Source organism: Kitasatospora sp. NPDC018058 (assembly GCF_044327205.1).
In the GTDB taxonomy this organism is placed as follows: Bacteria; Actinomycetota; Actinomycetes; order Streptomycetales; family Streptomycetaceae; genus Kitasatospora.
In genome coordinates, this window is sequence record NZ_JBIRFA010000045.1 from 17996 (window position 1) to 44251 (window position 26256).

At 72.5% G+C, this 26256-nt stretch carries 23 protein-coding genes and 1 tRNA gene; 16 read left to right on the plus strand and 8 right to left on the minus strand.

Annotation, left to right across the window (positions count from 1 at the left end):
• Positions 1-3: 3 nt before the first annotated feature.
• The 10 genes from ACH4E7_RS37660 to ACH4E7_RS37705 all read left to right on the plus strand — a co-directional run bounded on the left by ACH4E7_RS37660 (position 4) and on the right by ACH4E7_RS37705 (position 12035).
• Positions 4-957, plus strand: coding sequence for a transporter substrate-binding domain-containing protein (locus ACH4E7_RS37660; protein WP_396253701.1), 954 nt, complete (start codon positions 4-6; stop codon positions 955-957).
• A 190-nt stretch (positions 958-1147) separates the two neighbouring features.
• A complete protein-coding gene (locus ACH4E7_RS37665) occupies positions 1148-2509 on the plus strand; it encodes a hypothetical protein (RefSeq protein ID WP_396253702.1) in 1362 nt (453 codons plus the stop codon).
• A gap of 5 nt (positions 2510-2514) precedes the next feature.
• Positions 2515-5031, plus strand: a complete 2517-nt coding sequence (locus ACH4E7_RS37670; protein ID WP_396253703.1) for a tetratricopeptide repeat protein — start codon at positions 2515-2517, stop codon at positions 5029-5031.
• A gap of 3 nt (positions 5032-5034) precedes the next feature.
• The gene (locus tag ACH4E7_RS37675) at positions 5035-6345 is read left to right on the plus strand and encodes a protein phosphatase 2C domain-containing protein (RefSeq protein WP_396253704.1); all 1311 of its coding nucleotides are present in this window, start codon (positions 5035-5037) and stop codon (positions 6343-6345) included.
• A 94-nt stretch (positions 6346-6439) separates the two neighbouring features.
• Positions 6440-7795, plus strand: coding sequence for a VWA domain-containing protein (locus ACH4E7_RS37680; protein ID WP_396253705.1), 1356 nt, complete (start codon positions 6440-6442; stop codon positions 7793-7795).
• Positions 7796-7868: 73 nt separating this feature from the next.
• Positions 7869-9002 (plus strand): FHA domain-containing protein, encoded by a 1134-nt coding sequence (locus tag ACH4E7_RS37685; RefSeq protein ID WP_396253706.1) that lies wholly within the window; start codon positions 7869-7871, stop codon positions 9000-9002.
• A gap of 155 nt (positions 9003-9157) precedes the next feature.
• Positions 9158-10075, plus strand: coding sequence for an ABC transporter ATP-binding protein (locus tag ACH4E7_RS37690; RefSeq protein ID WP_396253707.1), 918 nt, complete (start codon positions 9158-9160; stop codon positions 10073-10075).
• Positions 10072-11217, plus strand: coding sequence for an ABC transporter permease (locus ACH4E7_RS37695; RefSeq protein WP_396253708.1), 1146 nt, complete (start codon positions 10072-10074; stop codon positions 11215-11217). Before ACH4E7_RS37690 ends, ACH4E7_RS37695 begins: the two co-directional genes overlap by 4 nt.
• 193 nt (positions 11218-11410) lie before the next feature.
• A complete protein-coding gene (locus tag ACH4E7_RS37700) occupies positions 11411-11572 on the plus strand; it encodes a helix-turn-helix domain-containing protein (RefSeq protein ID WP_396253709.1) in 162 nt (53 codons plus the stop codon).
• A gap of 58 nt (positions 11573-11630) precedes the next feature.
• Complete coding sequence (locus tag ACH4E7_RS37705) at positions 11631-12035, plus strand: globin (RefSeq protein ID WP_396253710.1); 405 nt, start codon at positions 11631-11633, stop codon at positions 12033-12035.
• 59 nt (positions 12036-12094) lie between these two features.
• On the opposite strand, the gene ACH4E7_RS37710 is transcribed toward ACH4E7_RS37705, so the two are convergent.
• From ACH4E7_RS37710 to ACH4E7_RS37730, 5 genes are all read right to left on the minus strand, one after another.
• Positions 12095-12787, minus strand: coding sequence for a hypothetical protein (locus ACH4E7_RS37710; protein WP_355671705.1), 693 nt, complete (start codon positions 12785-12787; stop codon positions 12095-12097).
• A 68-nt stretch (positions 12788-12855) separates the two neighbouring features.
• Positions 12856-13299: a thioesterase family protein gene (locus tag ACH4E7_RS37715; protein WP_355671704.1), complete on the minus strand. Its 444-nt coding sequence runs from the start codon at positions 13297-13299 to the stop codon at positions 12856-12858.
• 109 nt (positions 13300-13408) lie between these two features.
• Positions 13409-15073 (minus strand): energy-dependent translational throttle protein EttA, encoded by a 1665-nt coding sequence (gene ettA, locus ACH4E7_RS37720; RefSeq protein ID WP_396253711.1) that lies wholly within the window; start codon positions 15071-15073, stop codon positions 13409-13411.
• 281 nt (positions 15074-15354) lie between these two features.
• Positions 15355-16791 (minus strand): Cys-Gln thioester bond-forming surface protein, encoded by a 1437-nt coding sequence (locus ACH4E7_RS37725; protein WP_396253712.1) that lies wholly within the window; start codon positions 16789-16791, stop codon positions 15355-15357.
• Positions 16792-17145: 354 nt separating this feature from the next.
• Positions 17146-17730 (minus strand): single-stranded DNA-binding protein, encoded by a 585-nt coding sequence (locus ACH4E7_RS37730; RefSeq protein ID WP_396253713.1) that lies wholly within the window; start codon positions 17728-17730, stop codon positions 17146-17148.
• A 633-nt stretch (positions 17731-18363) separates the two neighbouring features.
• Between ACH4E7_RS37730 and ACH4E7_RS37735 the strand changes: the two genes are divergently transcribed.
• Positions 18364-18439, plus strand: a tRNA-Arg gene (locus ACH4E7_RS37735).
• 449 nt (positions 18440-18888) lie between these two features.
• Here ACH4E7_RS37735 and ACH4E7_RS37740 read toward each other — a convergent pair.
• A complete protein-coding gene (locus ACH4E7_RS37740; protein ID WP_396253714.1) occupies positions 18889-19497 on the minus strand; it encodes a TetR/AcrR family transcriptional regulator in 609 nt (202 codons plus the stop codon).
• Between the two features lie 77 nt (positions 19498-19574).
• Here ACH4E7_RS37740 and ACH4E7_RS37745 point away from each other — a divergent pair, with 77 nt between their 5' ends.
• Positions 19575-20126, plus strand: a complete 552-nt coding sequence (locus ACH4E7_RS37745; RefSeq protein WP_396253715.1) for a GNAT family N-acetyltransferase — start codon at positions 19575-19577, stop codon at positions 20124-20126.
• Positions 20127-20252: 126 nt separating this feature from the next.
• On the opposite strand, the gene ACH4E7_RS37750 is transcribed toward ACH4E7_RS37745, so the two are convergent.
• Positions 20253-21773 carry an MFS transporter gene (locus tag ACH4E7_RS37750; RefSeq protein WP_396253716.1) on the minus strand — a complete coding sequence of 507 codons (1521 nt, stop codon included), beginning with the start codon at positions 21771-21773 and terminating at the stop codon, positions 20253-20255.
• Positions 21774-21960: 187 nt separating this feature from the next.
• On the opposite strand from ACH4E7_RS37750, the gene ACH4E7_RS37755 reads away from it, so the two are divergent.
• From ACH4E7_RS37755 to ACH4E7_RS37765, 3 genes are all read left to right on the plus strand, one after another.
• Positions 21961-22650, plus strand: a complete 690-nt coding sequence (locus ACH4E7_RS37755) for a TetR family transcriptional regulator (RefSeq protein WP_396253717.1) — start codon at positions 21961-21963, stop codon at positions 22648-22650.
• Positions 22651-22685: 35 nt separating this feature from the next.
• Entirely contained in the window at positions 22686-23495 is an 810-nt protein-coding gene (locus tag ACH4E7_RS37760; RefSeq protein WP_396253718.1) for an enoyl-CoA hydratase/isomerase family protein, read from the plus strand.
• Positions 23496-23590: 95 nt separating this feature from the next.
• Entirely contained in the window at positions 23591-24193 is a 603-nt protein-coding gene (locus ACH4E7_RS37765) for a hypothetical protein (protein ID WP_396253719.1), read from the plus strand.
• Between the two features lie 4 nt (positions 24194-24197).
• Here the strand turns inward: ACH4E7_RS37765 and ACH4E7_RS37770 are convergent, their stop codons facing one another.
• The gene (locus ACH4E7_RS37770; RefSeq protein ID WP_355671695.1) at positions 24198-25424 is read right to left on the minus strand and encodes an acyl-CoA dehydrogenase family protein; all 1227 of its coding nucleotides are present in this window, start codon (positions 25422-25424) and stop codon (positions 24198-24200) included.
• Between the two features lie 146 nt (positions 25425-25570).
• Between ACH4E7_RS37770 and ACH4E7_RS37775 the strand changes: the two genes are divergently transcribed.
• Positions 25571-26197, plus strand: coding sequence for a TetR family transcriptional regulator (locus ACH4E7_RS37775; RefSeq protein WP_396253720.1), 627 nt, complete (start codon positions 25571-25573; stop codon positions 26195-26197).
• Positions 26198-26256: the final 59 nt, after the last annotated feature.

Consider the following 26256-nt stretch of genomic DNA (forward strand, 5'->3'; position numbering starts at 1 on the left):
GAGATGCGCACCAGAACCGTACGGACCAGGAGCGCCGCGGCGCTGACGGTGCTCGCGGCCTGCGCGGCCGTGCTCGGCGGGGGCGGCCCCTCCGGCGCGGCGCCGACCGCCGCGACGGCCGCGCCGCAGGCCGTCCAACAGGACCAGCAGGCGCAGGACAACACCTGCGACATCTACAAGAGCGTGCCGCCCAGCAACGACGACGGCCCGGCGGTGAAGGCCGTCAAGGCCAAGCAGCGCAGCCTGGTGATCGGCGTGGACCAGAACAGCTACCGCTGGGGCTCGCGCAACCCGAACACCGGCCAGATCGAGGGCTTCGACATCGACCTGGCCCGGGCGATCGGCACCGCCATCATGGGCGACCCCGAGAAGGTGGTCCTCAAACCGGTGGCCACCGCCGACCGGATCGACGCCGTCCAGAAGCGCCGGGTCGACCTGATCGTCCGCACCATGACGGTCAGCTGCAAGCGGATGGAGGACGTCGCCTTCTCCAAGCCGTACTTCAACATCACCCAGCGGGTGCTGGTGCCGAAGGCCTCCCCGGCGAAGAACCTCGACGAGGCGATCGCCGGGAGGACGGTCTGCGTCGCCAAGGGGTCGACCGCCTTCGACGTCGTGAACGGCCCCAAGAAGACCGCCAAGCAGGTCGTCACGGAGGAGAACCAGCTGGACTGCCTGGTGCTGATGCAGCTCGGCAAGGTCGACGCCACCATGACCGACGACGGCCTGGCGGCCGGCCAGGCCGCCCAGGACCAGACCGTGCGGATCGTGGACGGCGACACCCAGCCGGAGGTGATCGGCGTCGCCATGCTCAAGAGCAGCCCGGACCTGACCGCCCGGGTCAACCAGGTGCTGGCCGACTACCACGCGAGCGGCGAGTGGGGGCGCTCGTACGACCGCTGGCTCAAGCCGTACATGCTGGGCGACGCCGAGCGCTACTGGCCGGTGCCGCACTGAGACGGGTACGGACCGCTGCGGACGCGGGGCGTTGACGCGGTCTTGACGCCCCGCGCCCGTACCGCCCGAACCGTCACCGGCTAGGGTTCGGGACGATCACCACGGGGAGACCGGTGGTGGACACGGGGGTTGTCGTGGGATCACACGTCACGGACGTCGGGGTCACACGCGAGGAAGGAAGGACACCGCGGTGGCGGCATCGGCTGGCCCGGTACTGAGCCGGGAGGAGGTGGACCGCGCGCTGGCGCGCCTCGGCGCGGAGCGGGACGCGGTCGAGTCGGCGCTGCTCGCCCTGCAGGACCACCCGGGCCTGCGGCTGCTGGACGGCGCCGAGCTGTCCGGCCGCACCCTGGAGCGCTGGTCCGTCGCCGGCAAGGGACTGCCGCTGCTCTGGGCGCTGTTCGACCGGTACTCCGAGGCGCTCGCCTCGGCGCGCGCCGTGCGGGCCCGCAAGGCCAAGCCCGGCGCGCCCGAACTCGCCGAGCTCAGCGAGCTGTTGACCGGCGACGCGGTGACCGTCCCGGGCGGCGCGGTGCCCGACGGCCCGCAGCTGCTCGGCGCGCCCGCCAAGCTGGTCGAGCGGATCAGCCTGGACGCGCTGATGGCCCGGATGAACTCCTGGTACGCCACCGTGCTGGAGGTGGTCAGCGCCGCCGACGCGGTCTGGTCGGCGCTGCCGGCCCGGATCGACCTGCTGCTGGCCGAACTCCACCGGGTGAAGACCCTGGCCGCCTCGCTCGGCGTGCGGGCCGGCAGCCACCCGCTGGGCGACGACCTGGTCGGGCTGGAGCGGGACCTCATCGAACTGCGCACCGAGGTCCACGAGGACCCGTTGGCCCTGTGGCGCCCGGCCCGGGTGCCGGCCCAGCGCGGCACGGTGCCCGAGGGCTCGGCCTTCGCGACCCCCGCCGGGGTGGTGGACACCGAGCGCTTCGACCGGGCCGGGCGGGCGCTGGACGGCGTCCGGCTGGAGCTGGAGAACCTGCTGCGGCTGCGCGACGACGCCGAGGAGCGCCTCCAGGGCGTCGGCGACCTGCTCCAGCGGGCCGACGCCACCCTGGCCGAGGCCCGCCGGGCCCGCGGCGAGGTGCTGGCGAAGATAGCGGCCAGCGACGTCCCGGCGGTGCCCGGTCCGGCCTCGGCGCTGCGCGAACGGATCGTCACCGCGCTGGAGCTGCGCCAGGGCGGGCAGTGGGGCCGGCTGGCGCCACTGCTGGACGCCCTGGAGGATGCCGCCGCCAAGGAGCTGGCCCGGGCCCGGCACTCGCTCACCGAGGTGACCCAGCCGCTGGCCGTCCGGGCCGAGTTGCGCGGCCGGCTGGACGCCTACAAGGCGATGGCCGCCCGGATGCGGGTCTCCGAGGACCCGGAAGTGATCGAGCGGTACGAGAAGGCGCGCTGGCTGCTCTGGAGCGCGCCCTGCGACCTGCGGGCGGCGGCCGCCGCGGTGGCCCGCTTCCAGCAGTCGCTGCGCCCGGCACAGGCCGAGCAGCAGCCGTCACACGAGCCGGCCGGCCAGACGCCGGTCGACGGACAGGTACAGGGGGGCTGAGGTTGATGGGCGAGACGTGCGTACGGCCGGAGTGCTCCGGCAGCGGCAGGATCGACGCCGACGGATACTGCGACGAGTGCGGGCTGGCACCGGCGGGCGGAGGCGGCACCGGCACCACCGCGACACCCCCGGAGGCAGCGGCGGCCGCCGGCCCCGGCTCGCCCTGCCCGCGTGACTGCTCAGGCAGCATCGACGCGGACGGCTACTGCGACGAGTGCGGGCTGACCCCGCCGGGCGCCGACACCGGCCTCACCCAGCCCTACGTCCCGTCCGCGCGGGTCTCCCCGGACTCCGCCCGCAGCGGCTCGATCCGCTCGATGTCGGCCCGCACCGGCTCCTCCCGCTCGATGTCCGGCCGCTCCCGCTCGCACCGCTCGACCCGCACCGGCTCCAGCCGCTCGGTCTCGGTGCGCTCCACCCGCGGCAGCGTCAGCGCGGGCGCCCGCAACCGGCTGGGCGCCGGCCTGGTCACCGTGCCGACCGTGGAGACCGCCGACCCGTCGCTGGCGGTGCTGGCCGACCCCGAGGTGCCCGAGCGCAAGCGCTACTGCGCCAAGTGCGAGGCCCCGGTGGGCCGGGAGAAGAACGGCCGCCCCGGGCGCCCGGACGGTTTCTGCACCAAGTGCGGCACGCCGTACTCCTTCACCCCCAAGCTGCGCCGCGGCGACCTGGTCGGCGGGCAGTACGAGGTGGTCGGCTGCCTGGCGCACGGCGGGCTCGGCTGGATCTACCTGGCGGTGGACCGCCGGGTCAACGACAAGTGGGTCGTCCTCAAGGGCCTGCTGAACACCGGGGACGAGGACGCGCTGGCCGCGGCCGTCGCCGAGCGCCGCTTCCTGGCCGAGGTGGACCACCCGAACATCGTCCGGATCATCAACTTCGCCGAGCACCTGGACCTCCAGACCGGCTCCACCGACGGCTACATCGTCATGGAGTACGTCGGCGGCAAGTCGCTCAAGGACATCGCCAACGACCGCCGCACCCCGGACGGCGGCCGGCGCGAGCCGCTGCCGGTGGAGGTGGCGATCGCGTACGCGCTGGAGGCGCTGCCGGCGCTCGGGTACCTGCACGGCCGGGGCCTGATCTACTGCGACTTCAAGATCGACAACGTGATCCAGAGCGGCGACGCGCTCAAGATCATCGACATGGGCGCGGTCTGCCGGCTCGACCACGACGGCCCGATCTACGGCACCGTCGGCTACCAGGCCCCGGAGATCGCCACCCACGGCCCCTCCCCCGCCTCCGACCTGTACACCGTGGCCCGCACCCTCGCGGTGCTCACCTTCGACTTCCAGGGCTACAGCACCACCTACCGCGACTCACTGCCCGGCCCCGAGGACGTCGAGGTCTTCGCCACGTACGAGTCGTACTACCGCTTCCTGGTCCGCGCCACCGACCCGGACCCGGCCCGCCGCTTCTCCTCCGCCGAGGAGATGGCCGACCAGCTCACCGGTGTGCTGCGGGAGGTCCTGTCCCTCCAGGACGACCGGCCCCGGCCCGCGCTCTCCACCCTGTTCGGCCCCGAACTGCGCGTCGTGGACACCGAGTTGGTGCTGCCCGCCGACCAGCGGGGACAACTGCGGGTGGCCGCGCTGGACCCGGCGGCCGCCGCCCTCGCGCTGCCCGTCCCCCGGGTCGACCCGGGCGACCCCAACGCCGGCTTCCTCGCCACCCTGCTCGCCACCGACCCCGAGGAGGCGCTCGCCGCACTGGCCGGCGCCCCCGCCGACTCGGTCGAGAGCCGACTGCGCGAGCTGCGCGCCCTGCTCGAACTCGGCCGCCACGGCATGGCCGTGAACGGGCTGGCCAAGCTGGAGAACGACCACCCGGACGACTGGCGGGTGGTCTGGTACCGCGGCCTGGTCGCCCTGGTGGGAGCGTCCGAAGACGGCGACGAGACCGATCTGCGGGCCGCCGCCGAGGCCTTCGACGCGGTCTACGACGCCTTCCCCGGCGAGGCCGCGCCCAAGCTGGCCCTGGCCATCTGCGCCGAACTGCTCGGCGACGGCGGCGACGCGGCCGAGTTCTACCGGCTGGTGTGGACCACCGACCACTCCTACCTGAGCGCCGCCTTCGGCCTCGCCCGGGTCCGGCTCGCCGAGGACGACCGGCCCGGCGCGGTGCACGTGCTGGAGTCCGTCCCGGCCACCTCCAGCCAGTACACCGCCGCCCGGATCGCCGCCGTCCGCGCCCGGCTGCGCGAACGCCCCGCCACCGACCCGCTGGCCGCCGACCTCGGCGCGAGCTCCGACCAGCTCACCGCGCTGCGCCTGGACGACCGGCGCCGCGAGGAGCTCTCGGTCGAGGTGCTCGGCGCCGCCCTCGGCTGGGTCACCGCCGGGTCGGCGGGCGCCCGACAGGCCGGCACCACCATGGTGCTGGGACGACCCGCCGCGGAGCGGGAACTGCGCTTCGCCCTGGAACAGTCCTACCGGGTACTCGCCCGGTTGGCCGACCGGGCCGAGACCAGGATCGAGATGGTGGAACGGGCCAACCGGGCCCGCCCCAGGACGTGGGTGTAGCCGATGCCGCAGCAGACCGAGTGCCCGAGCTGTTCCGAGCCGATGGACCCGGAGGACGCGTTCTGCGGCCACTGCGGGGCCGGCCGGGACGGCCGGGCGGCCCCGGGCGTGATGCCCGCCAGCTGGGCCGCCGCCCGCGGTGAGGCCGTCCCGCCGCAGCGCGGGCCGGTCTGTGTGAACTGCGGGCGGGCGCAGGTCGCCGAGGACGGCTACTGCGAGGGCTGCGGGAGCGCCCAGCCGCGCCCTCGCGACCACATGGAGAAGGCGCTCGCGGGCGTCGCCGGGGTCAGCGACCGCGGCGTGCGCCACCACCGCAACGAGGACTCCTTCACCGTCGCCGCCTCCTCGCTGCCCGGCGGCGAGCCGGTCGTGGTCGCCGTGGTCTGCGACGGCGTCTCCTCCTCCGACCGCCCGGACGAGGCCTCGGAGACGGCCGTCGACGCCGCCTCCGAGTCCCTGCTGACCTCCCTGGAGGCCGGCCGGGACCCGGTCGAGGCGATGCGCGCCGCGATCGCCGACGCCGCCGAGGCCGTCGCCGGCCTGGCGACCGACGGCGCCGGCCCGGCCCGCCCCGACCTCAACGCGCCCGCCTGCACCTACGTCAGCGCGATAGCGGTCGGCGGCCGGGTCACCATCGGCTGGGTCGGCGACACCCGGGCGTACTGGATCCCGGACGACCGCGCCGCGGCCGAGCCCTTCCGGCTCACCCAGGACGACTCCTGGGCGGCCCGGATGGTCGAGGCCGGGCTGATGGGCGAGGCCGAGGCCTACGCCGACCCGCGCGCCCACGCGATCACCGGCTGGCTCGGCGCCGACGCCGAGGAGGTCGTGCCGCACACCCTCGACTTCACCCCGCACGTCCCCGGGGTGCTGCTGATCTGCACCGACGGACTGTGGAACTACGCCGAGGCCGCCACCGACCTGGCGTACTACGTCCGGCCGGACGCCCGCACCGAACCGCTCCTGGCGGCGCAGACCCTGGTGAAGTTCGCGGTCGCGGCCGGCGGCCACGACAACATCACCGTCGCGGTGCTGCCGATCGACCCGCCGACGGTGTCCGTGGAGGAGGTCGAGGAGACGCCCACCGCGCTGGACCTGCCGATCATCGTCCCGGCCGCCGCCCGGGCGCCCGAGGACGACGAGGACTTCGAGGACTTCGAGCCGACCCTGCCGAACCTCCCGGTGATCGGCTCCCCCGCCGCCCCGCTGCCCCCGACCCCGGCCACGGTCGCCCCGCCGGTCCCGCCCGCACCGCCGGCCCCGCCCGCCGCCCCGCCCGTCCCTCCGCAGCCGCCGCACCCGCCGACGGCCTGACCGGCCGTCCGCGACCGGCCCGACGGCCCCGGCCGCCGGACCGCCCACCGACCTGATCACATCCACCCCTCACCCGACGGGAGCCGACCGCCCCATGGCAACACTGGCGAAGCCGAACCTGCCCAGGTTCGACGTGGAGATCTTCCAGAACGAGTACCTGGCCGACGGCGCCCGCGAGGTCAACGCCATCGTCACCGTCACCGCCACCGGCGGCGGCACCTCCGGCGGCCGCCCGCTCGGCCTCACCGACGCCGCCGCCCAGCGCGCCGACGCCAACGCGGCCGTGGTGATCCTGGTCGACTGCTCGGGCTCGATGGACTACCCCAAGACCAAGATCAACGGCGCCCGCGAGGCCACCGCCGCCGCCATCGACGCCCTGCGTGACGGCACCGCCTTCGCCGTGGTGGCCGGCACCCACGAGGCCCGCGACATCTACCCCGGCGACGGCACCCTGGCCACCGCCTCGCCGACCACCCGCGACCAGGCCAAGGAGGCGCTGCGCCGCCTCACCGCGGCCGGCGGCACCGCGATGGGCACCTGGCTGGCCAAGGCCGACAAGCTCTTCCTCACCCGTCGCGACATCGCCATCCGGCACGCCATCCTGCTCACCGACGGCAACAACGAGCACGAGTCGGCCGAGGACCTGGCCCGCAACATCGAGCGGGTCACCGGCCACTTCACGGCCGACTGCCGCGGCGTCGGCACCGACTGGCGGATCGACGAGCTGCGCACGATCTCCTCGGCGCTGCTCGGCACCGTCGACATCGTCGCCGAGCCGTCCGGCCTGGCCGAGGACTTCCGCTCGATGATGGCCGGCGCGATGGGCAAGCAGGTCGCCGACGTCGCGCTGCGGATCTGGACCCCGGCCAACGCCACCGTGAAGTTCGTCAAGCAGGTCGCCCCCTCGGTCGAGGACCTGACCGAGCGCCGCGCCGAGGCCGGCCCCCGGGCCGGCGACTACCCGACCGGCTCCTGGGGCGACGAGAGCCGCGACTACCACGTCTGCGTCGAGGTCCCGGCCGCCTCGGTCGGCAACGAGATGCTCGCCGCCCGGGTCAGCCTGGTGCTGCCCCCGCAGGTCGGCGGCGGCACCCCCGAGGTGCTCAGCCAGGGCCTGGTCAAGGCCGTCTGGACCGACGACCTGGCCTCCTCCACCCGGATCAGCCCGCAGGTCGCCCACTACACCGGGCAGGCCGAGCTCGCCTCCTCGATCCAGGAGGGCCTGGAGGCCCACCGCTCCGGGGACGTCGACACCGCAACCGCCAAGCTGGGCGCCGCCGTCCGGATCGCGCACGCGACCGGGAACGAGGGCACCTACAAGCTGCTGCAGAAGGTGGTGGACGTGGTGGACCCGAAGGAGGGTACGGTTCGATTCCGTAAGAACGTGAGCGAGGCCGACTCGATGACCCTTGAGACCCGGTCGACCAAGACGGTACGTGTGAAGAAGTGACCGCTGAAAACGTGATCGGGCCGGCCGCCCGGCGCGGCACCGCACCGTGCCGGCCCGAAACGAGGGGGACCTGATGCCGATCTGCCCGAGGGGCCACGAGTCGCAGGCCGAGGACTGGTGCGACTTCTGCGGCTTCCCGATGACTCCGCCGGTCCCGACGCCCGGCGCCCACGGGGGCTACCCGGGTGCGCCCGGCGCCGACCCCGCGCCCGGCGCACCCGCCGGGCACCCGCAGCACGGCGGTGCGTCCTTCGGCGCCCCGCTGCCTCCGCCGATGCCGCCGGGAGCGGTCCCGCCGCCCCCGCCCGGCGCCTTCCCGCCGGCCGCGCAGCAGCAGGGCCTCACTGAAGGCCTGACCGTCTGCCCGATCTGCCGCAGCCCGCAGACCGGCCGGTTCTGCGAGGAGTGCGGCTACGACTACGAGCTGTCCACGCCCTCGCGCCGCCAGGCCCCGGCCGGACCCGCGCCGGTGCCCGGCCCGGCCCAGCCCCCGCCGCCGCTGAACATCCCGGCGGCCTACGGCGGCCCCGCGCAGGCCCCGCCCGCCCCGCAGCCGCCCCAGCCCGAGTACCCGCACACCTACGGCTACCCTCCCTCCTTGCCCGCCAGCGGGCAGGAGGGGCCCATGCCGGAGGGCGCCTTCCCCGAGGCCCCGGCGCGCGAGGACTCCGGCCCGGTGTACGCCCACCCGGCCGGACCCGGCCCGAACAACCGCGGCGGCGACTTCGGCACCTCCTTCCACCTTGCCCCGCCGATGCCGCAGCCCCAGCCGGAGGCGGCCCCGGTGGAGGCGGTCCGGGCGAACTGGATCGCGGTGGTCTCGGCCGACCGCGACTACTTCACCGAGATGATGGCCCGCAGCGGCCCCGAGGCGGCCGGCCTGTTCTTCCCGCCGTACTGCCCCGAGCGCCGCATCCCGTTGACCGGCCGCGGCCAGCTGCGGATCGGCCGGCGCAGCCAGCACCGGGGCACCGTCCCGGAGATCGACCTGTCGGTGCCGCCGGAGGACCCGGGTGCCTCGCACCAGCACGCACTGCTCGCCGAGCAGGCGGACGGCAGCTGGGTGCTGGTCGACCAGGACTCCACCAACGGCACCACCGTCAACGGCGGCGCGGAACCGGTCACCCCGCACACCGCCGTGCCGCTGAACGACGGCGACCGGATCCACATCGGCGCCTGGACGACGATCACGGTGCACCGCGCCTGAACACCTCGCTGATGGTGCGTCAGCGACAACTCCGGGCGGGCCGGGCGGAATTCAACATTTCGCCCGGCCCGCCTTTCTCCGGCTTCCTCAGGGAATCCCCAAATCCCCGCCCCAGGTGTGCACAAGACGCACCGAAAGCCCTATTGTCAGGGCACATGACTGCAGCTATATCCGCCGACGGCATCCGTCAGCGGTACGGGGATGTGCAGGCCGTCGACGGGGTGTCCTTCACCGTCGAGGCCGGCGAGTTCTACGGGATCCTGGGCCCCAACGGGGCCGGGAAGACCACCACCATGGAGATCCTGGAAGGGGTCCGCAAGCCCGACGAGGGCCGGGTCGAGCTGCTGGGGATGGCTCCCTGGCCGCGCAATCCGAAACTGCTGCCGCGCATCGGCGTGCAGTTCCAGGCCTCCGCTTTCTTCCGGAAACTGACCGCCCGGGAGACCATCCGCACCTTCGCGTCGTTCTACGGGGTCGGTCCCAAGCGGGCCGATGCGATGCTGGAGCGGGTCGGGCTCTCCGACAAGGCCGGGACGCTGACCGACCAGATGTCCGGCGGCCAGGCCCAGCGCCTGTCGATCGCCTGCGCGCTGGCCCACGACCCGGAGCTCGTCTTCCTCGACGAGCCCACCACCGGCCTCGACCCGCAGGCCCGACGCAACCTCTGGGACCTGCTGCGGGACATCAACAACGAGGGCCGCACCGTCGTCCTGACCACCCACTACCTGGACGAGGCCGAGGTGCTCTGCGACCGGGTCTCGATCATGGACCACGGCAAGATCCTGCACACCGGCGCCCCGGCGGCGCTGATCCGCGAGATCGACGACACCGTCCGGATCAGCGTGGCCTCCGGCCAGCTTCCGGTCGAGCGGGCCCGCGAGCTGCTGACCGCGGCCGGCGCCGAGATCGCCGCCCTGGAGGACGACACCGTCTCGCTCTCCGTCTCGACCCGGCTCCCGGCCCCGGTGCTCAGCGTGCTGGCCGAGCAGAACGCGCTGCGCGGCCTCGAAGTGCGCGGCGCCACCCTGGAGGACGTCTTCCTCCAGCTGACCGGACGGGAGTTCCGCGCATGACCACCTCCACCTCCACCGGGCCGAAGGTCCCGGCCCAGCGCGGCGGGTCGGCCGACGCCGCCGACGGGCAGGAGCGGGTCAGCGCCTTCTGGAGCCTGTCCCGCGCGATGCTGCTCGGCATGAAGCGCGACCGCACCGCGACCTTCTTCATCCTGCTGTTCCCGCTGGTGTTCCTGGTCTTCTTCGGCAGCGTGACCAAGGGCTCCAGCAGCCCGCACGCCAAGGTGGCGCAGGTCGGCGCGGTGAAGCTGTTCGACTCGATCCAGGGCGAGGGCAGGACCGAGCTGGACAAGGTCCTCACGATCACCAAGACCGACGACGAGGCCGCCACCCTGGAGAAGGTCCGCAAGGGCGACTTCGACGCGATGATCAAGCAGGGCCCGGACGGCCAGGTCCAGCTGCGCTTCACCGCCGCCGACCAGGTCCGTGCCGGCGCGCTCCAGGGCATCCTCAACTCGGTGGTCCAGAGCGCCAACCAGGCGGCCACCGGCCAGAAGCCGGCCTACGTGCTGGACGCCCAGCAGGTCGAGGACCAGTCGCTCAAGCCGATCCAGTTCCTCACCCCCGGTCTGCTCGGCTGGGCCATCGCCACCGGCGCGGTGTTCGGCGCCTCGCTGACCCTGGTCGGCTGGCGCAAGTCCAAGGTGCTGCGCCGACTGCGGCTGGCCCCGATCAGCGCCGGCACGGTGGTCAGCTCCCGGATCGTGGTCTCGCTGCTGACCGCGTTCCTGCAGACCACCGTCTTCCTGGTGGTCGCCACGAGCTTCTTCGGGCTCAAGCTCACCGGCAACTGGTGGCTGGTCATCCCGCTGGTGGCCTGCGCGACGCTCGCCTTCATGTCGATCGGCCTGCTGGCCGGTTCGGTCGCCAAGACCGAGGAGGCGGCCAGCGGCATCTCGCAGCTCATCGTGCTGCCGATGTCGTTCCTGTCCGGCTCGTTCTTCCCGATGGACGACGCTCCGGGCTGGCTGAAGGCCGTCTCCGAGGTCATGCCGCTGCGGTACCTCGTGAAGGCCGCCCAGTCGGTGCTGACCCGCGGCGGCGGCGTCATGGACGCCCTGCCCAGCATGGGCGGCCTGCTGCTCTTCGCGGCCGTGCTGACCGGCATCGCCTGGAAGTTGTTCAAGTGGGAAGACGCCTGATCGAAGCCTTTCCTGTGTGAACAGGCACGGGGGAACGGATCGGTGTTGCCCACCGATCCGTTCCCCCGTGCCACTTGCCAGCCCTTCACGCGGCTCAGCAATGTCAGTGGTGGCTGTTACGGTCGCTGTGATTGTCGCTCTCGTCTGGGTGGGGGGGTGTTCAGTGCGAAGTTTCGAGCCACGTCCGGGCTTTGTGGTGCAGGCATTCCGCTTCGCGCTGGACCCGAGCGCCGAGGGTGAGCGGCGGCTGCGGTCGCACTGCGGCGCGGCGCGCGCCGCTTACAACTGGGCGGTGTCCTGGGTCGAGGCGTCATGGTGGCAGCGAAGGGCCGAGGCGTCGTACGGCATCGCTTAGTGGTCGTACGCCTTTGGTCCTGGTGTACCGTTCAGCCGGTGTCTGCGACCATGGTCGGGTGACAGAGATCCGGCGAGGCACGTTCAGCGAGGAGACCTTCTTCGACCAGGTCGGCGGTGAGCCGACCTTCCGGCGTCTGGTCCGCCGCTTCTACGAGGGCATCGCCGAGGACGAGTTGCTGCGGCCGATGTACCCGGAGGAGGACCTCGGCCCGGCCGAGGAACGGATGGCGCTCTTCCTGATGCAGTACTGGGGCGGCCCGCGCACCTACAGCGATCACCGCGGCCACCCGCGGCTGCGGATGCGCCACGCGCCGTTCAAGGTCGACAAGGCCGCTCACGACGCCTGGCTGACCCACATGCGGGCGGCCGTGCACAGCCTGGAACTGCCCGCCGAGCACGAGCGGCAGCTGCTCGACTACCTGACGTACGCGGCCGCGTCGATGATCAACACCCCGGGTTGAGCCGCCTCTCACCGGGCGACCCGGACAGGGCCACCGGAGCAGGACTACCCGGAGCAGGGCTACCGGATCGGGCTGAGCCCCAGCCCCGCGCCCGGCGCGGCCGCCGTCCGCACCACCACCGAGCCCGCCGGAGCACTCAGCCGCAGCCAGCCGCCCGCCCGGTGCACGGTGAGCGGGACGCCGGGCTTCAGGAAGCCGATCACGTACGCGGCGTGGACCGCGCGCAGCGGCAGCTCCGGCAGCGCGGTGACCGGGCGGGACCAGATCTCGTCGGCCAGCCGGTCCAGCACCTCGCGGGTGCGATGGTGCGCCGGGACGGCCTCGCTGCGCTCGCGGAACTCCTTCACCCCGGCCATCAGCTCGGGGTACACCTCGGCCACCGGCGGGGCGCCGGCCGACCGCCAGCCGACCCGCGGCGGCAGCAACCCGGCCCAGGCCGGACCGGTCACCGGCGCGGGCAGCGCGACGGCTCCCGCCTCGGCGTCCACGCCGTCCAGCAGCTGACCGGCCGAGACCGTCAGGTCGACCGGCTCGTCCAGACCGCTCAGCCGGGCGGTGCGGATCGCCAGCGCGCCCGAGCCGCCCAGCGGCAGCCGGCCGAACACCGCCAGCACACCGTCGTCCCCGTCCGGGGCCATCGCCTGCAGCCGCACGGCCGCCGCCTTGTCGAAGCGCAGCAGGCGCAGCAGGAAGGCGGAGAGGTCGGCGGCCTCCCCGGCGTCGGTCAGGGCGAGGCGGGCGGTGATGGTCAACGCGGCTCAGCTCGAATCGTCGTGGGGGCTCGATCGTCGTGGGGCTCGATCGTCGTGGGGTGGGACCTTCAGACTGCCGCGACGACCGGGGTCTCGTCCATGAAACGGGAGAGGAACTCCCGCTCCACCGGGGAGATCCGGCGCGGCCGGCCCTCGGCCAGGTCGTAGGGCACGACCACCGTGGAGGCCCGGACGTACACCGTCTCGGAGCCGTCCTCGTGGACGTCCTTGATGTCGTAGGAGACGGTCAGCGAGGCGCCGCCGATGTGCGTCACCCGGGTCTCGATGGTGACCGGCTCCGGCCGGTGCACCAGCGGGCGCTTGTAGTCGATCTCGTGGCGGGCCACCACCGAGCCGCCCGCGAACTCCCCGGCGCCGGCCTCGGCGGCCTGGGTGAACATGAAGTCGATCCGGGCCTCCTCCAGGTAGCGCAGGAAGACCACGTTGTTGACGTGCCCGAAGGCGTCCATGTCGGACCAGCGCAGCGGGCAGGCGTAGATGTGGCGAGCCACAGGTGTCTCCTCGGTGTCCGGCCGGCCCGCCGCCGGGGATCGGCGACGGGCCGCGGCCCGGCAGGCCGCCCGGGAGGGCGGTCTGCCGGGCCGTTGTGACAGCTGGATGTCAGCCTCGGGTCAGCTTCTTGTACGTGGCCCGGTGCGGACGGGCGGCGTCGGCGCCGAGCCGCTCGATCTTGTTCTTCTCGTACGACTCGAAGTTGCCCTCGAACCAGAACCACTTGCTCTCGCCCTCGTAGGCGAGGATGTGGGTGGCCACTCGGTCCAGGAACCAGCGGTCGTGGGAGATGACCACGGCGCAGCCGGGGAACTCCAGCAGGGCGTTCTCCAGCGAGGACAGCGTCTCGACGTCCAGGTCGTTGGTGGGCTCGTCGAGGAGCAGCAGGTTGCCGCCCTGCTTGAGGGTCAGCGCCAGGTTCAGACGGTTGCGCTCACCACCGGAGAGCACGCCGGCCGGCTTCTGCTGGTCCGGGCCCTTGAAGCCGAAGGCCGACACGTAGGCGCGGGACGGCATCTCGACCTGGCCGACGTTGATCCAGTCCAGACCGTCGGAGACGACCTCCCAGAGGGTCTTCTTCGGGTCGATGTTGGCGCGCGACTGGTCGACGTAGCTGATCTTGACGGTCTCGCCGACCTTGACCTTCCCGGCGTCCGGGGTCTCCAGGTCCTGGAGCATCTTGAACAGCGTGGTCTTGCCGGCGCCGTTCGGGCCGATGACGCCGACGATGCCGTTGCGCGGCAGGGTGAAGCTCAGGTCGTCGATCAGGATCTTCTCGCCGAAGGCCTTGGAGAGGTTCTCGACCTCGATGACGACGCTGCCCAGACGCGGGCCCGGCGGGATCTGGATCTCCTCGAAGTCCAGCTTCCGCATCTTGTCGGCCTCGGCCGCCATCTCCTCGTAGCGGGCCAGACGGGCCTTGGACTTCGCCTGGCGGCCCTTGGCGTTGGAGCGGACCCACTCCAGCTCTTCCTTGAGGCGCTTGGCGCGCTTCGCGTCCTTCTGGCCCTCGACCTTGAGACGGGACTGCTTGGTCTCCAGGTAGGTGGAGTAGTTGCCCTCGTACGGGTAGGCGCGGCCGCGGTCGAGCTCCAGGATCCACTCGGCGACGTTGTCCAGGAAGTACCGGTCGTGGGTGACCGCGACGACGGTGCCCTTGTACTTCTCCAGGTGCTGCTCCAGCCAGTTCACCGACTCGGCGTCCAGGTGGTTGGTGGGCTCGTCGAGCAGCAGCAGGTCGGGGGCCTCCAGCAGCAGCTTGCAGAGCGCGACGCGGCGCTTCTCACCACCGGAGAGCTTGGTGACCGGCCAGTCGCCGGGCGGGCAGCCCAGGGCGTCCATGGCCTGCTCCAGCTGGGCGTCCAGGTCCCAGGCCTCGGCGTGGTCCAGCTCCTCCTGGAGCTTGCCCATCTCGTCGAGCAGCGCGTCCGAGTAGTCGGTCGCCATCAGCTCGGCGATCTCGTTGAAGCGGTCGAGCTTGCCCTTGATCTCCTTGACGCCGTCCTGGACGTTCTCCAGAACGCTCTTGGACTCGTCGAGCGGCGGCTCCTGGAGCAGCATGCCGACGGTGAAGCCGGGCGAGAGGAAGGCGTCGCCGTTGGAGGGCTGCTCCAGGCCGGCCATCATCTTCAGCACGGTGGACTTACCGGCACCGTTGGGGCCCACGACGCCGATCTTCGCTCCGGGGAGGAAGCTGAGCGTCACGTCGTCAAGGATGACCTTGTCTCCGTGCGCCTTGCGCACCTTGCGCATCGTGTAGATGTATTCCGCCACGTGAGATCGCTCCGGCGTCGTCGGGAGTAATTCGGCTTGCAGCCTTCCATTGTGCCGCACCCGGCCGGAACCCCCGAACCGCCCTGGTGACCACCGTGACCACCCCACCGGGGTATCCGTGGCCGCAGGCGGGCGACCCGCCTCTCCCGCGACGGTGCGACCCCCGCTCCCCCGCCCCGGGAACGGCGAAGGCCCGGCTCCCCGCATCAACTGCGGGGAGCCGGGCCGGTTCCGCTGCTCAGGGCCTCAGGAGGTCGACTCCCCCGGCCCGCTCAGACGGTTCAGGCGGTGGTGCGACCGTGACGGCCACGGCGGCGCAGGACGAAGACCGCGGCGCCACCGGCCACGACCAGGCCACCGGCGACGGCGGCGAGGATCGGGGTCGAGTCATTGGCACCGGTCTGGGCCAGGCCACCGGTGCCCGGGGCGGCGCTGGTGGTCGCCGGGGTCGGCTGGCCGGCACCGGTGCTCGGGGTGCCCGACGTGGAGGCGGTCGGGGTGGCGGGGGTGGTGCCGGTGGCGGCCGGGGTGGTCGGGGCGCCGGTCGGGGTCACGCCGGTCTTGCAGTCCAGGACACCCGTGAACTTCTTGGCGTAGCCGTTCGGGCCGGTCACGTTGATGGTGTACTCGGCCTTCTCGGCGACCTTGACGAGCACGCTCTCGGTCTTGCCCGGCTGGACGGCCACCTGCTGCTTGTCGACCGTGACCGTGGCGGCCTCGTCACCACTGTTGGTGACGGAGACGCGCACGCCGTTGTTGGCGCACTCGACCTTGGCGGAGCTGTCGACCAGCGCGCCCTTGCCCTGCTTCCAGGCGGCCTGGGCGGCGGCGGCGACGCTCACCTTGGTGGAGCCGGCCAGGATCATGGTCTGGCTGTGGCGGCCCGCGTCGTCCAGACCGCTCATGAAGACCCGGCCGCTGAGCACGTTGGCGTCGGCGGTGGCGTTGATGGCGGTCTTGCCGTCCGGGGTGCCGGCCGGCACGTCCAGGAACAGCTGGGTGTCCTTGGCGATCGGACCGGCGAGGGTGCCGTTGACCGGCTTGCCGTCCTTGTCCACCAGCTTGGCCTTGTCGGAGGCGTCGCCGGAGACCGCGAGCTTCACCTCGTTGGCGCTGGAGTTCAGGACGAACGGGCCGATCTTGCTGCCCGACTTGCCGGAGACGGAGTCCGGGGTCAGCGTCAGCGAGGGCTTCGGCTCGGCCGCGACGCCCTTGTTGGCGTCGCTGGTCAGGTAGTCGCGCAGCTTCTTGGCGTTCTCGGTGCGCGGGGTGGCGGTCTTGTTGTCCGAGAACTTCCAGATCGCGGACTGGGTGCCCGCGGCGGCGTCCTCGTCGCTCAGGCTGTCGACGTGGATGGCCGCGGCCAGGGACGTCAGGTTCGCCTGCGGGTACGAATTGTCAAGGATCCAGCGGATCTTGGGGGCGTTCGCGTTGCTGTTGAGCGAGCTCGACGCCCAGTCCGCCTCGTGGTACTTCGCGCCGCTGTCCAGGTAGACCGGGTTGTCGAAGTCGATGCAGTAGGTCTGGAGCTTGTCGCCCGCAGCCGTCTTGAGCGTGAAGAGACCGGCGTCGACGACCCCCCTACCCTGGACGTCGACCTTCTCCCCGAGCATGGTGTTCTGGACCACAGCGGTCACACCCGACGCCGGGGCGTCCGCCGCGACCGCCGCACCGGCCGCGAACAGGCCCCCGCCCAGCGCGAGGCTGGTCGTGAGCATGACAGTGGTTATGCGGGACAGGCTCCGCCCGTGCCTCTGGAACATCTGGGATCCCTCCGGAGCGGGCCGCACCCAGTGGGCAGCCCGCCGACTTGCCGTGCCGCGCGTGCCCCGTGTGGCACTGCCGCGGGTATGAACCAGACGAATCTTATTGAGCCCCAGAGATCCCGAAACCTCCATGCGAAATCAGGACGATTCCGTATCTGGATCGTTATCAATCCCCCCAGGTTCCACACAAGCTGACGATCGAGCAGAATCAGTCCGCCACTTTCTGCTATCCGGTCGAGATTGCACGTGCGGGCGCAACAGCCTTCTCGATCAACATATTTGTCGACAGGGAAGGTCACCGACCCGTCAGCTCGGCAAAGCCCGGTCTTCACCTCCCCGTTCCCCCTCGGGCACCTCCTCCTGCCGCTCAGTCACCGACCGCACACCCGGCGGCAGCTCGGGCGAGCGCGGCGCCGCGGCCACCGCCGAGGCCTTGCGCGCCTCCAGCGCGCTGGCGATCCACCCGGGCACCGGTTCGGCCGCCGTCTCCGCCGCGGCCGGCCCCGCACCGCCGGGCGGCTGCCCGCGCACCCCGCTCGCCCAACGGAAGGCCGAGGTACCACGGGTGAGATCGTGTCCGACCGACCGGGCGTCAACCTCGGCCCGACTGCGTTTCACCTCACCCTCCGTCCACTCCCGCACCCGCAGCCGGCCGGTCACCAGCACTGGGTCCCCCTTGGCCAGCGAGCCGATCAGGTTGACCGCGAGCGCCCGCCAGGCCGTCACCCTCAGCCACTGCGTCTCGCCGTCCACCCAGCACGCCCGCTCACGGTCGTACCGGCGCTCCGTACAGCCGAGCTGGAAGTTCGCCATCGGCACCCCGTTGGCGGTTTCCCCGTAGCTCACCTCGGTGGCGACATTGCCGAGCACCGTCACATGCGCCTCGCTCACAGCACGCTCTCCGTTCTCGCCGATGCACCGCAGGGAATCGAGCAGTGCGGGTTGAGAGTGCACCCCGAAGGAAATCCCGGCCACCGAGTTCTGAAATCCTGTGGATAACTCCGCGCGGCGGAATGCCACCGTCACTCGCAGGGGTGAATTTCGGCCTTCGCGCACCGCCGGGCCACCACCTCTTCGCGGCCATGACAACAAACCGGCAGATCGCCGCGCCCGCCCGAGCGGGGCGGAAGGCCCGCCGGCCCCCGTCCCCGCACGTCATCCGACCGGCGCAAGCCGAAATCTGCCCCCCACCCGCGGCGGCGGCGGCACATTCTCCGTGTCGAATCCATAACGGGAGAGGAGGCAGCCCCGTAACGACTGCACAACGTCCGGCGCAGAACAGTGCGATACCGATGCACTCACGGCGTTCACCTGCGATTATCGGACCGCTCCACCGAACCGACACACCAACGACGGTGTCGTCACACCCGGCCGAGGAACTGGACACCCTTATCCTGTCCCCGACAGGGCGAGGGCCCACCAACCCCCCACCCCCACCCTCAGGTACGGGGCCGGACAACGCGCGCCCAGCGCTCGTCGCCCGATCCCGGCCACGGTCACGCCCGCCAGGGCGCCGTCCGTCCCGCCCCCATAGCTCAGCGGATAGAGCACCCGCCTTCTAAGCGGTAGGTCGCAGGTTCGAATCCTGCTGGGGGCGCCACCCTGCAATTTCCGCAGGCCATCGCGCCGACGAACACTTTCCGTGTCCGTTTCCCACCTCCGGGTAATCCAGCACCCATCGCGCATAAGTCGTGACAATGCGTGTCATGCCCGCAGCGAAAACACCTGGAATTCCGGGCGAATCCCCCAGCCCGCGCGAAACCGACCCGCCGGGCGCGGCCGTTAGGGCCTGTCCCGCGGATGTCGTCGGATCGGACCGCGGCGTCCGAGTGCGTGCCTCGCAAGGCGGAGGATGGGGGCACCTCCCAGCCGCCGGGCTGGGGGAGAGTCCATGCGGTGGGGGCACCTCCCGGCCGCCGGGCCGGGGGACATCGGCGACCGACGACGACGCGGCGAGGTGCGCTTGCGCCCTGGGGGTACCTCCCGGCCGAAGGCCGGGGGAGCGTCGCCAGCCCGGCAAGATCCGCCGGACAGGCCCCAGGACCCCGGTCAGCCCGCCAGCCCCGCCAGATAGGCGTCCAGCAGGGCAACCTGCCGCTCGGCCGGGAACTCCGCCGGGGCGAACAGCGACTGCACCACCAGCCCCAGCACGAAGGCCTGCGCCGCCGCCGCGAGCCCGGCGGGGTCGGCCCCGGCCGGGAGCTCGCCGAGCCGCTGGGCGTCCGCCACGTGCGCCGTGAGCGCCACCCGCGAGCGGGCGTAGCGACCCGCGTGCGCGGCCGCCAGCTCCGGGTCGGCCAGGGCGACGTCCCAGGAGCCGACCCAGATCCGGTTGCCCGCCACGGCCGCCTCGTCCAGCGGTAGCACGTCGAGCAGTGCGGCCCGCAGCCCGGCCAGCCCGGCCGGCGGCGGGGTGCCGTCGACGGGGGCGGTACGCCGGGGCCGGGCGAGCGAGCGCCGGTCGAGCTCCTCCAGCGCGTGGCTCAGCAGCGCCCGCTTGTTCGGGAAGTAGTGCGTCAGCAGTCCGGTGGAGGCACCCAGTTCGGCCGCCACCGCGCGCAGCGTCAGCCCCTCGAAGCCCTTGGTGGAGAGCACCCGCCACACCCCCTCGGAGACTTCCGAGCGGCGGGCGTCATGGTCTCCACGGGCTGGCGTCATGGGGGCTATCGTACATACCAAACGTTTGTTATGAATGGATCCCGACAGCTCCCGCACCGTCCGCGAAAGGCCCGCCCGTGTTTTCCGTACCGCTCGCCGAGAACGCCGATCTGCGCCCGCTGGAGCCCTGGCAGGCCCCCGAGTTCCTGGCCCACATCGACCGCGCCCGGGCCCACACCGACCCGTGGATCCCGTGGGCCACCTTCTCCACCGACCTCGACTCGGCCCGCGCCACCCTGCAGCGCTACGCCGACGGCCAGGCCGCCGACGAGCGCCGGATCTACGGCATCTGGCGGGACGGCACGCTGGTCGGCGGCGTGATGTTCGTGCACTTCAGCACCAAGACCGGCAACTGCGAGATCGGCGCCTGGACCGAGCCGGCCGGCGAGGGCGGCGGGCTGATCACCGCCGCCGTGCGGCAGCTGCTCGACTACGCCTTCGTCACCCGCGGCCTGCACCGCGCCGAGTGGTGGTGCTCGGCCGTCAACGCCCGCAGCCGGGCGGTGGCCGAGCGGGTCGGCATGCGGCGGGACGGCGTGCTGCGCGAGTGGTTCCTGCACAACGGGGTCCGCCACGACAAGGAGATCTGGGCGATCCTGGCCCCGGAGTGGGCCGCCGCCAAGGCCTGACCCCGGACCGGACCCGACCGAAGCGGACCGGACCCGGACGGAGCCCGACCCGAGCAGCGGGGCCCGGTGGACTCCCCCGTGGTCCACCGGGCCCCGCTCCCCCTGACGCCCGCACGGGCCGCCCGCTCAGGCCGCCAGCACCGGCTCCCCGGCGGAGGCCGCCGCCTCCGCCGACCGCAGCCGCAGCGCCAGCAGCAGCACCAGCGCCATCACCCCGCCCGCCGACAGGAAGACCACGTCCACCGCGTCCGTGAAGCTGCGCACCGCGTGGTCCCGGGCCGCGCCGGTCAGCACCCGCACCGCCCCGAGCGGCCGTCCCGGCTCGCCGGACTCGAAGACCCGGGCCAGCAGAGTGCCGAAGAACGCCGCGCCGAGAGCGCCGCCGAGGGTCTGGAAGAACCGGATGCCGGTGGTCGCCACGCCGAGCTGGTGGCGCGGGGCGGTGTCCTGCACCAGGGTGACCAGCTGCCCGATCAGCTGGCCGAACCCCGCGCCGAGCAGGGCGAGTTCGGCGCCCACCGCCCACAGCGGGGTGTCCGGCCCGCTGAACCCGAGCAGCACCAGGGCGAGCGTCCCGCAGACCGCGCCGGCCGCCAGGAAGGTACGCGGCGCGTGGCCGCGGGCGATCAGCCGGGTGACCAGCAGACCGACGCCGGTCATCCCGGCCGCCATCGGCATCAGGTAGAGGCTGGCCGTGGTCGGGGCGATCCCCCGGGCGAGCTGCAGGTAGATCATCACGTAGACGATCGAGCCGGTCATGCCCATTCCGACCAGGCCCTGGACGGCGAAGCCGATCCGCACGATCGGGATCCGGAACAGCGAGAGCGGCAGCACCGGCTCGGCGGCGGTGGCCTGGCGCCACAGGAAGAGGCCGAGGGCGGCCAGGGTGGCGGCGGACAGCCCGAGGATCTCCGGGGAGGTCCAGCCGTAGTCCTTGCCGCCCCACTCGGTGACCAACAGCAGCCCGGTGGCGAAGGCGGCGGCCAGGGTGGCGCCGAGGAAGTCCAGGCCGCGCCGGCGGGCGGTCTGCGGCAGCTTGATCACCAGGACGACGCCGGCCACCACCAGCAGACCGAGCGGCAGGTTGACGTAGAAGATCCAGCGCCAGCTGAGGTGGTCGGTGAACAGCGCCCCGACCAGCGGGCCGACGGCCATCCCGAGACCCGCGACGATGCCGCCCATCGCGCCGCCCTTGCCGTTGCCGCGCTCCTCCGGGTCCTGGAGGTGGGCTATGACCACCATCGTGACGCTCATCAGTCCGCCACCGCCGATGCCCTGGACGGCCCGGAAGGCGATCAGCTGGCCCATCGACTGCGCGGCCCCGCACGCCGCCGAGCCCAGCAGGAAGGTGGCGAGCGCGCCGAGCAGCACCCGCTTGGCGCCGTAGACGTCGCAGAGCTTGCCGTAGAGCGGGAGCAGCGCGGTGGCGGCCAGGGCGAAGGCGCTGACCAGCCAGGGCAGCCGGTCGACGCCGTGGACGGGGTCGAGGTCGCGGACGATCGGCACGGTGGCCGCCGACACGATGTTCGAGTCGAGCACGGCCAGCACGATCGTGACCAGGCAGAGCAGCATGCCCAGCTTGCGGTGGGCGGCCGTCATCAGGCCGGTTCCGGCCTGGGCGGGTGTGTTCGGAGCGGCGGGTGCCATCGGGAAGTCCCCCCGGAGTCGGTGGAGTTCGGCCCGGACCGGTGTGGTCCGGCGGGCTCGGCACCACCATGGCAGGATTCTTAGACCTGGTCAATTCTTCAGCCTGGCCAATCTTTCGGCCAAGCTTATCTTTCATCTGAGACCATCATTAAGCCCGGTCAACCTTTGATCCTGGTACAGTCCCCTCATGGCGATCCACTCCGGCTTGGACCTCGGCCCCGACCGCGACCTCGACGCGCTCCCGCTGCGCGAGCGCAAGAAGATCCAGACCGGCATCCGGATCTTCCGCACCGCCGTCGGGCTGTTCGCCGAGCGCGGCTTCGACCAGGTCTCGGTGGCCGAGATCGCGGCCGCCGCCGAGGTGTCCAAGATGACCGTCTTCAACTACTTCCCGACCAAGGAAGACCTGGTCATGGGCCCGATGGAGCAGCACCTCGACGAGCCGGCCCGGGTGGTGCGCGACCGCGCCCCGGGCGTCTCGGCGGTCGCGGCGCTGCGCGAGCACTTCCTGGCGGCGCTGGAGAACCGGGACCCGGCCACCGGCCTGAACGACGACCAGGTGGTGCTGGACGTGGTCCGACTGATCCACGAGACCCCGGCGCTGGCCGTGCGCGCCGCCGCCGCCTTCGACCAGCGCGCCCAGTCCCTGCTGGCCGAGGTGCTGGTCGCCGAGGATCCGGCCCACGACGAGCTGACCGCCCGGGTCGCCGCCGCCCAGCTGCTGGCCGTCCGACTGACCCTGATCGGCGGCAACCACCAGCGGATGCTGGCCGGTCGCCGGGCCGCCGACGCCCTGCCCGCCGCGCTCGACGAGGCCCGCCGCGCCTTCGCCCTGGTCGAACTGGGCCTCGGCGACTACTGCACCGGCGCCGCCTGAGAGAGTGGGCGCACCACGACCGACCGGAGGTGCGCATGGACCAGCCGCTGCTCACGCGGGACCGCTCCACCCTGCCCGCCCAGGCCGACGGCCTGAACGCCTACGTCGGTGAGGACGGCGTCGCGGTGCTGGAGTTCGCCCGCCCGCACCGCCGCAACGCGGTGACCCTGGCGATCTGGCAGGCGCTGCCCAAGGTCCTGGCGCAGATCGCCGAGCAGGAGGGGGTGCGCGCCCTGCTGCTGACCGGCGCCGGGAACACCTTCAGCGCCGGCGCGGACATCACCGAACTCGCCGAGGTGTACGGCGATCCGCAGCACGCGGACGCCTACCACGCGATCAACGTGGCCGCCGAGGAGGCGCTCGCGGCCTTCCCGCACCCGACCATCGCCGTGGTGCACGGCGCCTGCGTGGGCGGCGGCTGCCAGCTGGCCGTCGCCTGCGACCTGCGCTTCGTCGCCGACAACGCCCGGCTGGGGATCACCCCGGCCAAGCTCGGCGTGGTCTACCCCGCGGTGCCGACGCTGCGGCTGGCCCGGCTGGTCGGCCCGGCCCGGGCCAAGTACCTGCTGTTCTCCGGCGAGTTGGTCTCCGGCCGGGACGCGCTGCCGCTGGGCCTCGCGGAGAAGGCCCTGCCGGTCGCCGAACTGGACGCCGCCGCGCTGGAGTTCGCCCGACTGCTGACCACCCGCTCGACCCAGACCATCGGCGCGGTCAAGTCTGCGCTGGCCGTCCCGCCGGAGCGGGCCGCCGAGGCGCTGGAGCCCTGGGAGCGGCGCTCACGGGAGGCCTCGGACGTGCACGAGGGCCTGGCCGCCTTCCTGGAGGGCCGGCCGCCCCGGTTCTGAGCCGGTCCGGACGGGCGGCGCCGGCGGCTCACGTACGATCATCCGACCGGCGCCCCGCCGCCGCCCGCCTTTCTCGACCCGGAGCACGCACCCCGATGACCACCGAGGCCACGACCGCCCCCACCAGCCGGACGATCTGGGCCCGCCGGGTCACCGACGGCGTCGAGCCGAAGAACGTGATCATCGCGGTCTGTCTGCTGATCGGCGGCCTCCGCTACGGCCTGGCCGGCCTCGGCTGGGCCGCCTTCGCCGCGCTGTTCGCGGCCGTCATCCCGACCCTGTTCATCCAGCGCGGCATCCGCAAGGGCACCCTGGAGGACCGTCACGTCGGCCACCGCCAGCGCCGACTGACCGTCATCCCGTTCATCATGGGCTCGGTGCTGACCAGCTTCGCGGTGATGATCTGGCTGGACGCCCCGACCGACCTGACCGCGATGGTGGCGGCGATGTTCGCCTCGCTGATCCCGATCCTGGTGATCACCGCCTGGTGGAAGGTCTCCGTGCACACCGCCGTGGCCAGCGGCGCGGTGGCCTGCCTCGGCATCGCGCTCGGCCCGCTGTGGCTGCTGCTCTACCCGGTGGTCGCGGTGATCGGCTGGTCCCGGGTGGTGTTGCGGGACCACACCACCGCGCAGACGATCGTCGGCGCGGTGGTGGGCGCGGTCACCGCCGGGCTCACCTTCTGGCTGGCCCGCTGACCGCCTAGCGGATCGGCATCCCCGAGATCGCCCGGGCGATGACCAGCCGCTGGATCTCGCTGGTCCCCTCGAAGATCGAGTAGATCGCGCTGTCCCGGTGCATCCGCTCCACCGGGTACTCCCGGGTGAAGCCGTTGCCGCCGAGGATCTGCATCGCCTGCGCGGTGACGAACTTGGCCGTCTCGCCCGCGTACAGCTTGGACATCGAGCCCTCGGCCGCGGTGAACGGCTGGTTGTTGACCGCCATCCAGGACGCCCGCCACACCAGCAGCCGGGCCGCGTCGATCCGGGTCTTCATGTCGGCCAGCTGGAACGCCACGCCCTGGTTGTCGATGATCGGACGGCCGAACTGCTCCCGGGTCTTGGCGTAGTCCAGCGCCACCTCGTACGCGGCCCGGGCGATGCCGATCGCCTGCGCGCCGACGGCCGGACGGGAGGCCTCGAAGGTGGCCATCGCCGCGTTGCCCTTGCCGCCCGGGCGCTTGACGCCCTCACGGGCCCGGGCCAGTCGCTCGTCCAGCTTCTCCTTGCCGCCGAGCAGGCAGCTGCCGGGCACCCGGACGTCGTCCAGTACCACCTCGGCGGTGTGCGAGGCGCGGATGCCGTGCTTCTTGAACTTCTGGCCCTGGCTCAGCCCCGGGGTTCCCGGCGGGACGACGAAGGAGGCGTGCCCGCGCGTGCCGAGCTCCGGGTCGACGCCGGCGACCACCACGTGCACCGCGGCGATCCCGCCGTTGGTGGCCCAGGTCTTGGTGCCGTTGAGCACCCACTCGTCCTTGGCCTCGTCGTAGACGGCCCGGGTGCGCAGCGCACCCACGTCGGAGCCGGCGTCCGGCTCGGAGGAGCAGAAGGCGGCCACCTTGACGTCGTCCGGGGTGCCGAACATCTGCGGGGTCCAGGTGCCGATCTGCTCGTCGGTGCCGTTGGCGAGCACCGCGACGGCGGCCAGCGTGGTGCCGACGATGGACAGCCCGATGCCCGCGTCGCCCCAGAACAGCTCCTCCATGGCGATCGGGATGCCGACGCCGGAGGGGTCGAAGTACTGCTGGGCGTAGAAGTCCAGCGAGTAGATGCCCAGCTTGGCGGCCTCCTGGATGATCGGCCAGGGGGTCTCCTCCCGCTCGTCCCACTCGGCCGCGGCCGGGCGCATCACGTCGGCGGCGAAGCCGTGCAGCCAGTCGCGTACGGCGAGCTGGTCCGCGCCCGGGTCCAGCGAGAACGTGCTGCTCATGGTGCTTGCCTCCGAAGAAGGGGTACGGCCGACCGGGGTGTTACCTCAGGTAACATCGTCGGAGTCTGCTACTGATTGGTAACCGGTGTCAACGCCCCGCAGACCCCACCCACCCCGACCCCGGCCCCGACCCCGAGGAGCAGCGCATGTCCCGAGAGCCCCGCCGCGAGCAGTTGCTCAACGCCGCCGACCGGGTCATCCAGCGCGAGGGTCCGAGCGCCAGCATGAACGCCATCGCCGCCGAGGCCGGCATCACCAAGCCGATCCTCTACCGGCACTTCGGCGACCGGAACGGCCTGATCAGAGCCCTCACCGAACGCCACACCGGCGGCCTGCTGGCCGCGATCCGGGCCGCCCTGGCCGAACCGCTGGAGCGCCGCGACCGGGTCGAGCACGTCCTGGACACCTACCTCGCCGCGATCGAGGCCCGCCCGCAGGTCTACCGGCTGCTCACCCACCCCGAGCCCGGCGACCCCAGCGGCGCCGGCAACGCGCTCGCCCCCGCCCTCAAGCAGATCGCCGAGGAGATCACCCGGGCCGTGCAGAGCCAGGTCGACCTCGGCGCCGACCGCGACCTGCTCGCCGAGGCCTGGGGCCGGGGCGTCACCGGCATGGTGCTGGCCGCCGGCGACTGGTGGCTGGAGAGCAAGCCCTGCTCACGCACCCGCATGGTGCAGGCCCTGGCCGACCTGCTCTGGGGCCGCCTGGCCGCCGCCGCGGACCTGCCGACCGCCGTCCTGCCGCCCACCCCGGTCGAGCCCGCCGCGGACTGACCCGTCGCGGACTGACCCGTCGTCGGCCGAACCGCCGTCGGCCGAACCGCCCTGAACCG

Excerpts from the sequence above, each read along its gene's own strand:
- ACH4E7_RS37740 (WP_396253714.1), bottom strand. The coding sequence starts at position 19,497 with ATGACGCCAGCCCGTGGAGACCATGACGCCCGCCGCTCGGAAGTCTCC.
- ACH4E7_RS37680 (WP_396253705.1), top strand. The coding sequence starts at position 6,440 with ATGGCAACACTGGCGAAGCCGAACCTGCCCAGGTTCGACGTGGAGATC.
- ACH4E7_RS37670 (WP_396253703.1), top strand. The coding sequence starts at position 2,515 with ATGGGCGAGACGTGCGTACGGCCGGAGTGCTCCGGCAGCGGCAGGATC.
- ACH4E7_RS37760 (WP_396253718.1), top strand. The coding sequence starts at position 22,686 with ATGGACCAGCCGCTGCTCACGCGGGACCGCTCCACCCTGCCCGCCCAG.
- ACH4E7_RS37690 (WP_396253707.1), top strand. The coding sequence starts at position 9,158 with ATGACTGCAGCTATATCCGCCGACGGCATCCGTCAGCGGTACGGGGAT.
- ACH4E7_RS37770 (WP_355671695.1), bottom strand. The coding sequence starts at position 25,424 with ATGAGCAGCACGTTCTCGCTGGACCCGGGCGCGGACCAGCTCGCCGTA.
- ACH4E7_RS37755 (WP_396253717.1), top strand. The coding sequence starts at position 21,961 with ATGGCGATCCACTCCGGCTTGGACCTCGGCCCCGACCGCGACCTCGAC.
- ACH4E7_RS37660 (WP_396253701.1), top strand. The coding sequence starts at position 4 with ATGCGCACCAGAACCGTACGGACCAGGAGCGCCGCGGCGCTGACGGTG.
- ACH4E7_RS37775 (WP_396253720.1), top strand. The coding sequence starts at position 25,571 with ATGTCCCGAGAGCCCCGCCGCGAGCAGTTGCTCAACGCCGCCGACCGG.
- ACH4E7_RS37765 (WP_396253719.1), top strand. The coding sequence starts at position 23,591 with ATGACCACCGAGGCCACGACCGCCCCCACCAGCCGGACGATCTGGGCC.
- ACH4E7_RS37685 (WP_396253706.1), top strand. The coding sequence starts at position 7,869 with ATGCCGATCTGCCCGAGGGGCCACGAGTCGCAGGCCGAGGACTGGTGC.
- ACH4E7_RS37675 (WP_396253704.1), top strand. The coding sequence starts at position 5,035 with ATGCCGCAGCAGACCGAGTGCCCGAGCTGTTCCGAGCCGATGGACCCG.
- ACH4E7_RS37695 (WP_396253708.1), top strand. The coding sequence starts at position 10,072 with ATGACCACCTCCACCTCCACCGGGCCGAAGGTCCCGGCCCAGCGCGGC.
- ACH4E7_RS37725 (WP_396253712.1), bottom strand. The coding sequence starts at position 16,791 with ATGCTCACGACCAGCCTCGCGCTGGGCGGGGGCCTGTTCGCGGCCGGT.
- ACH4E7_RS37750 (WP_396253716.1), bottom strand. The coding sequence starts at position 21,773 with ATGGCACCCGCCGCTCCGAACACACCCGCCCAGGCCGGAACCGGCCTG.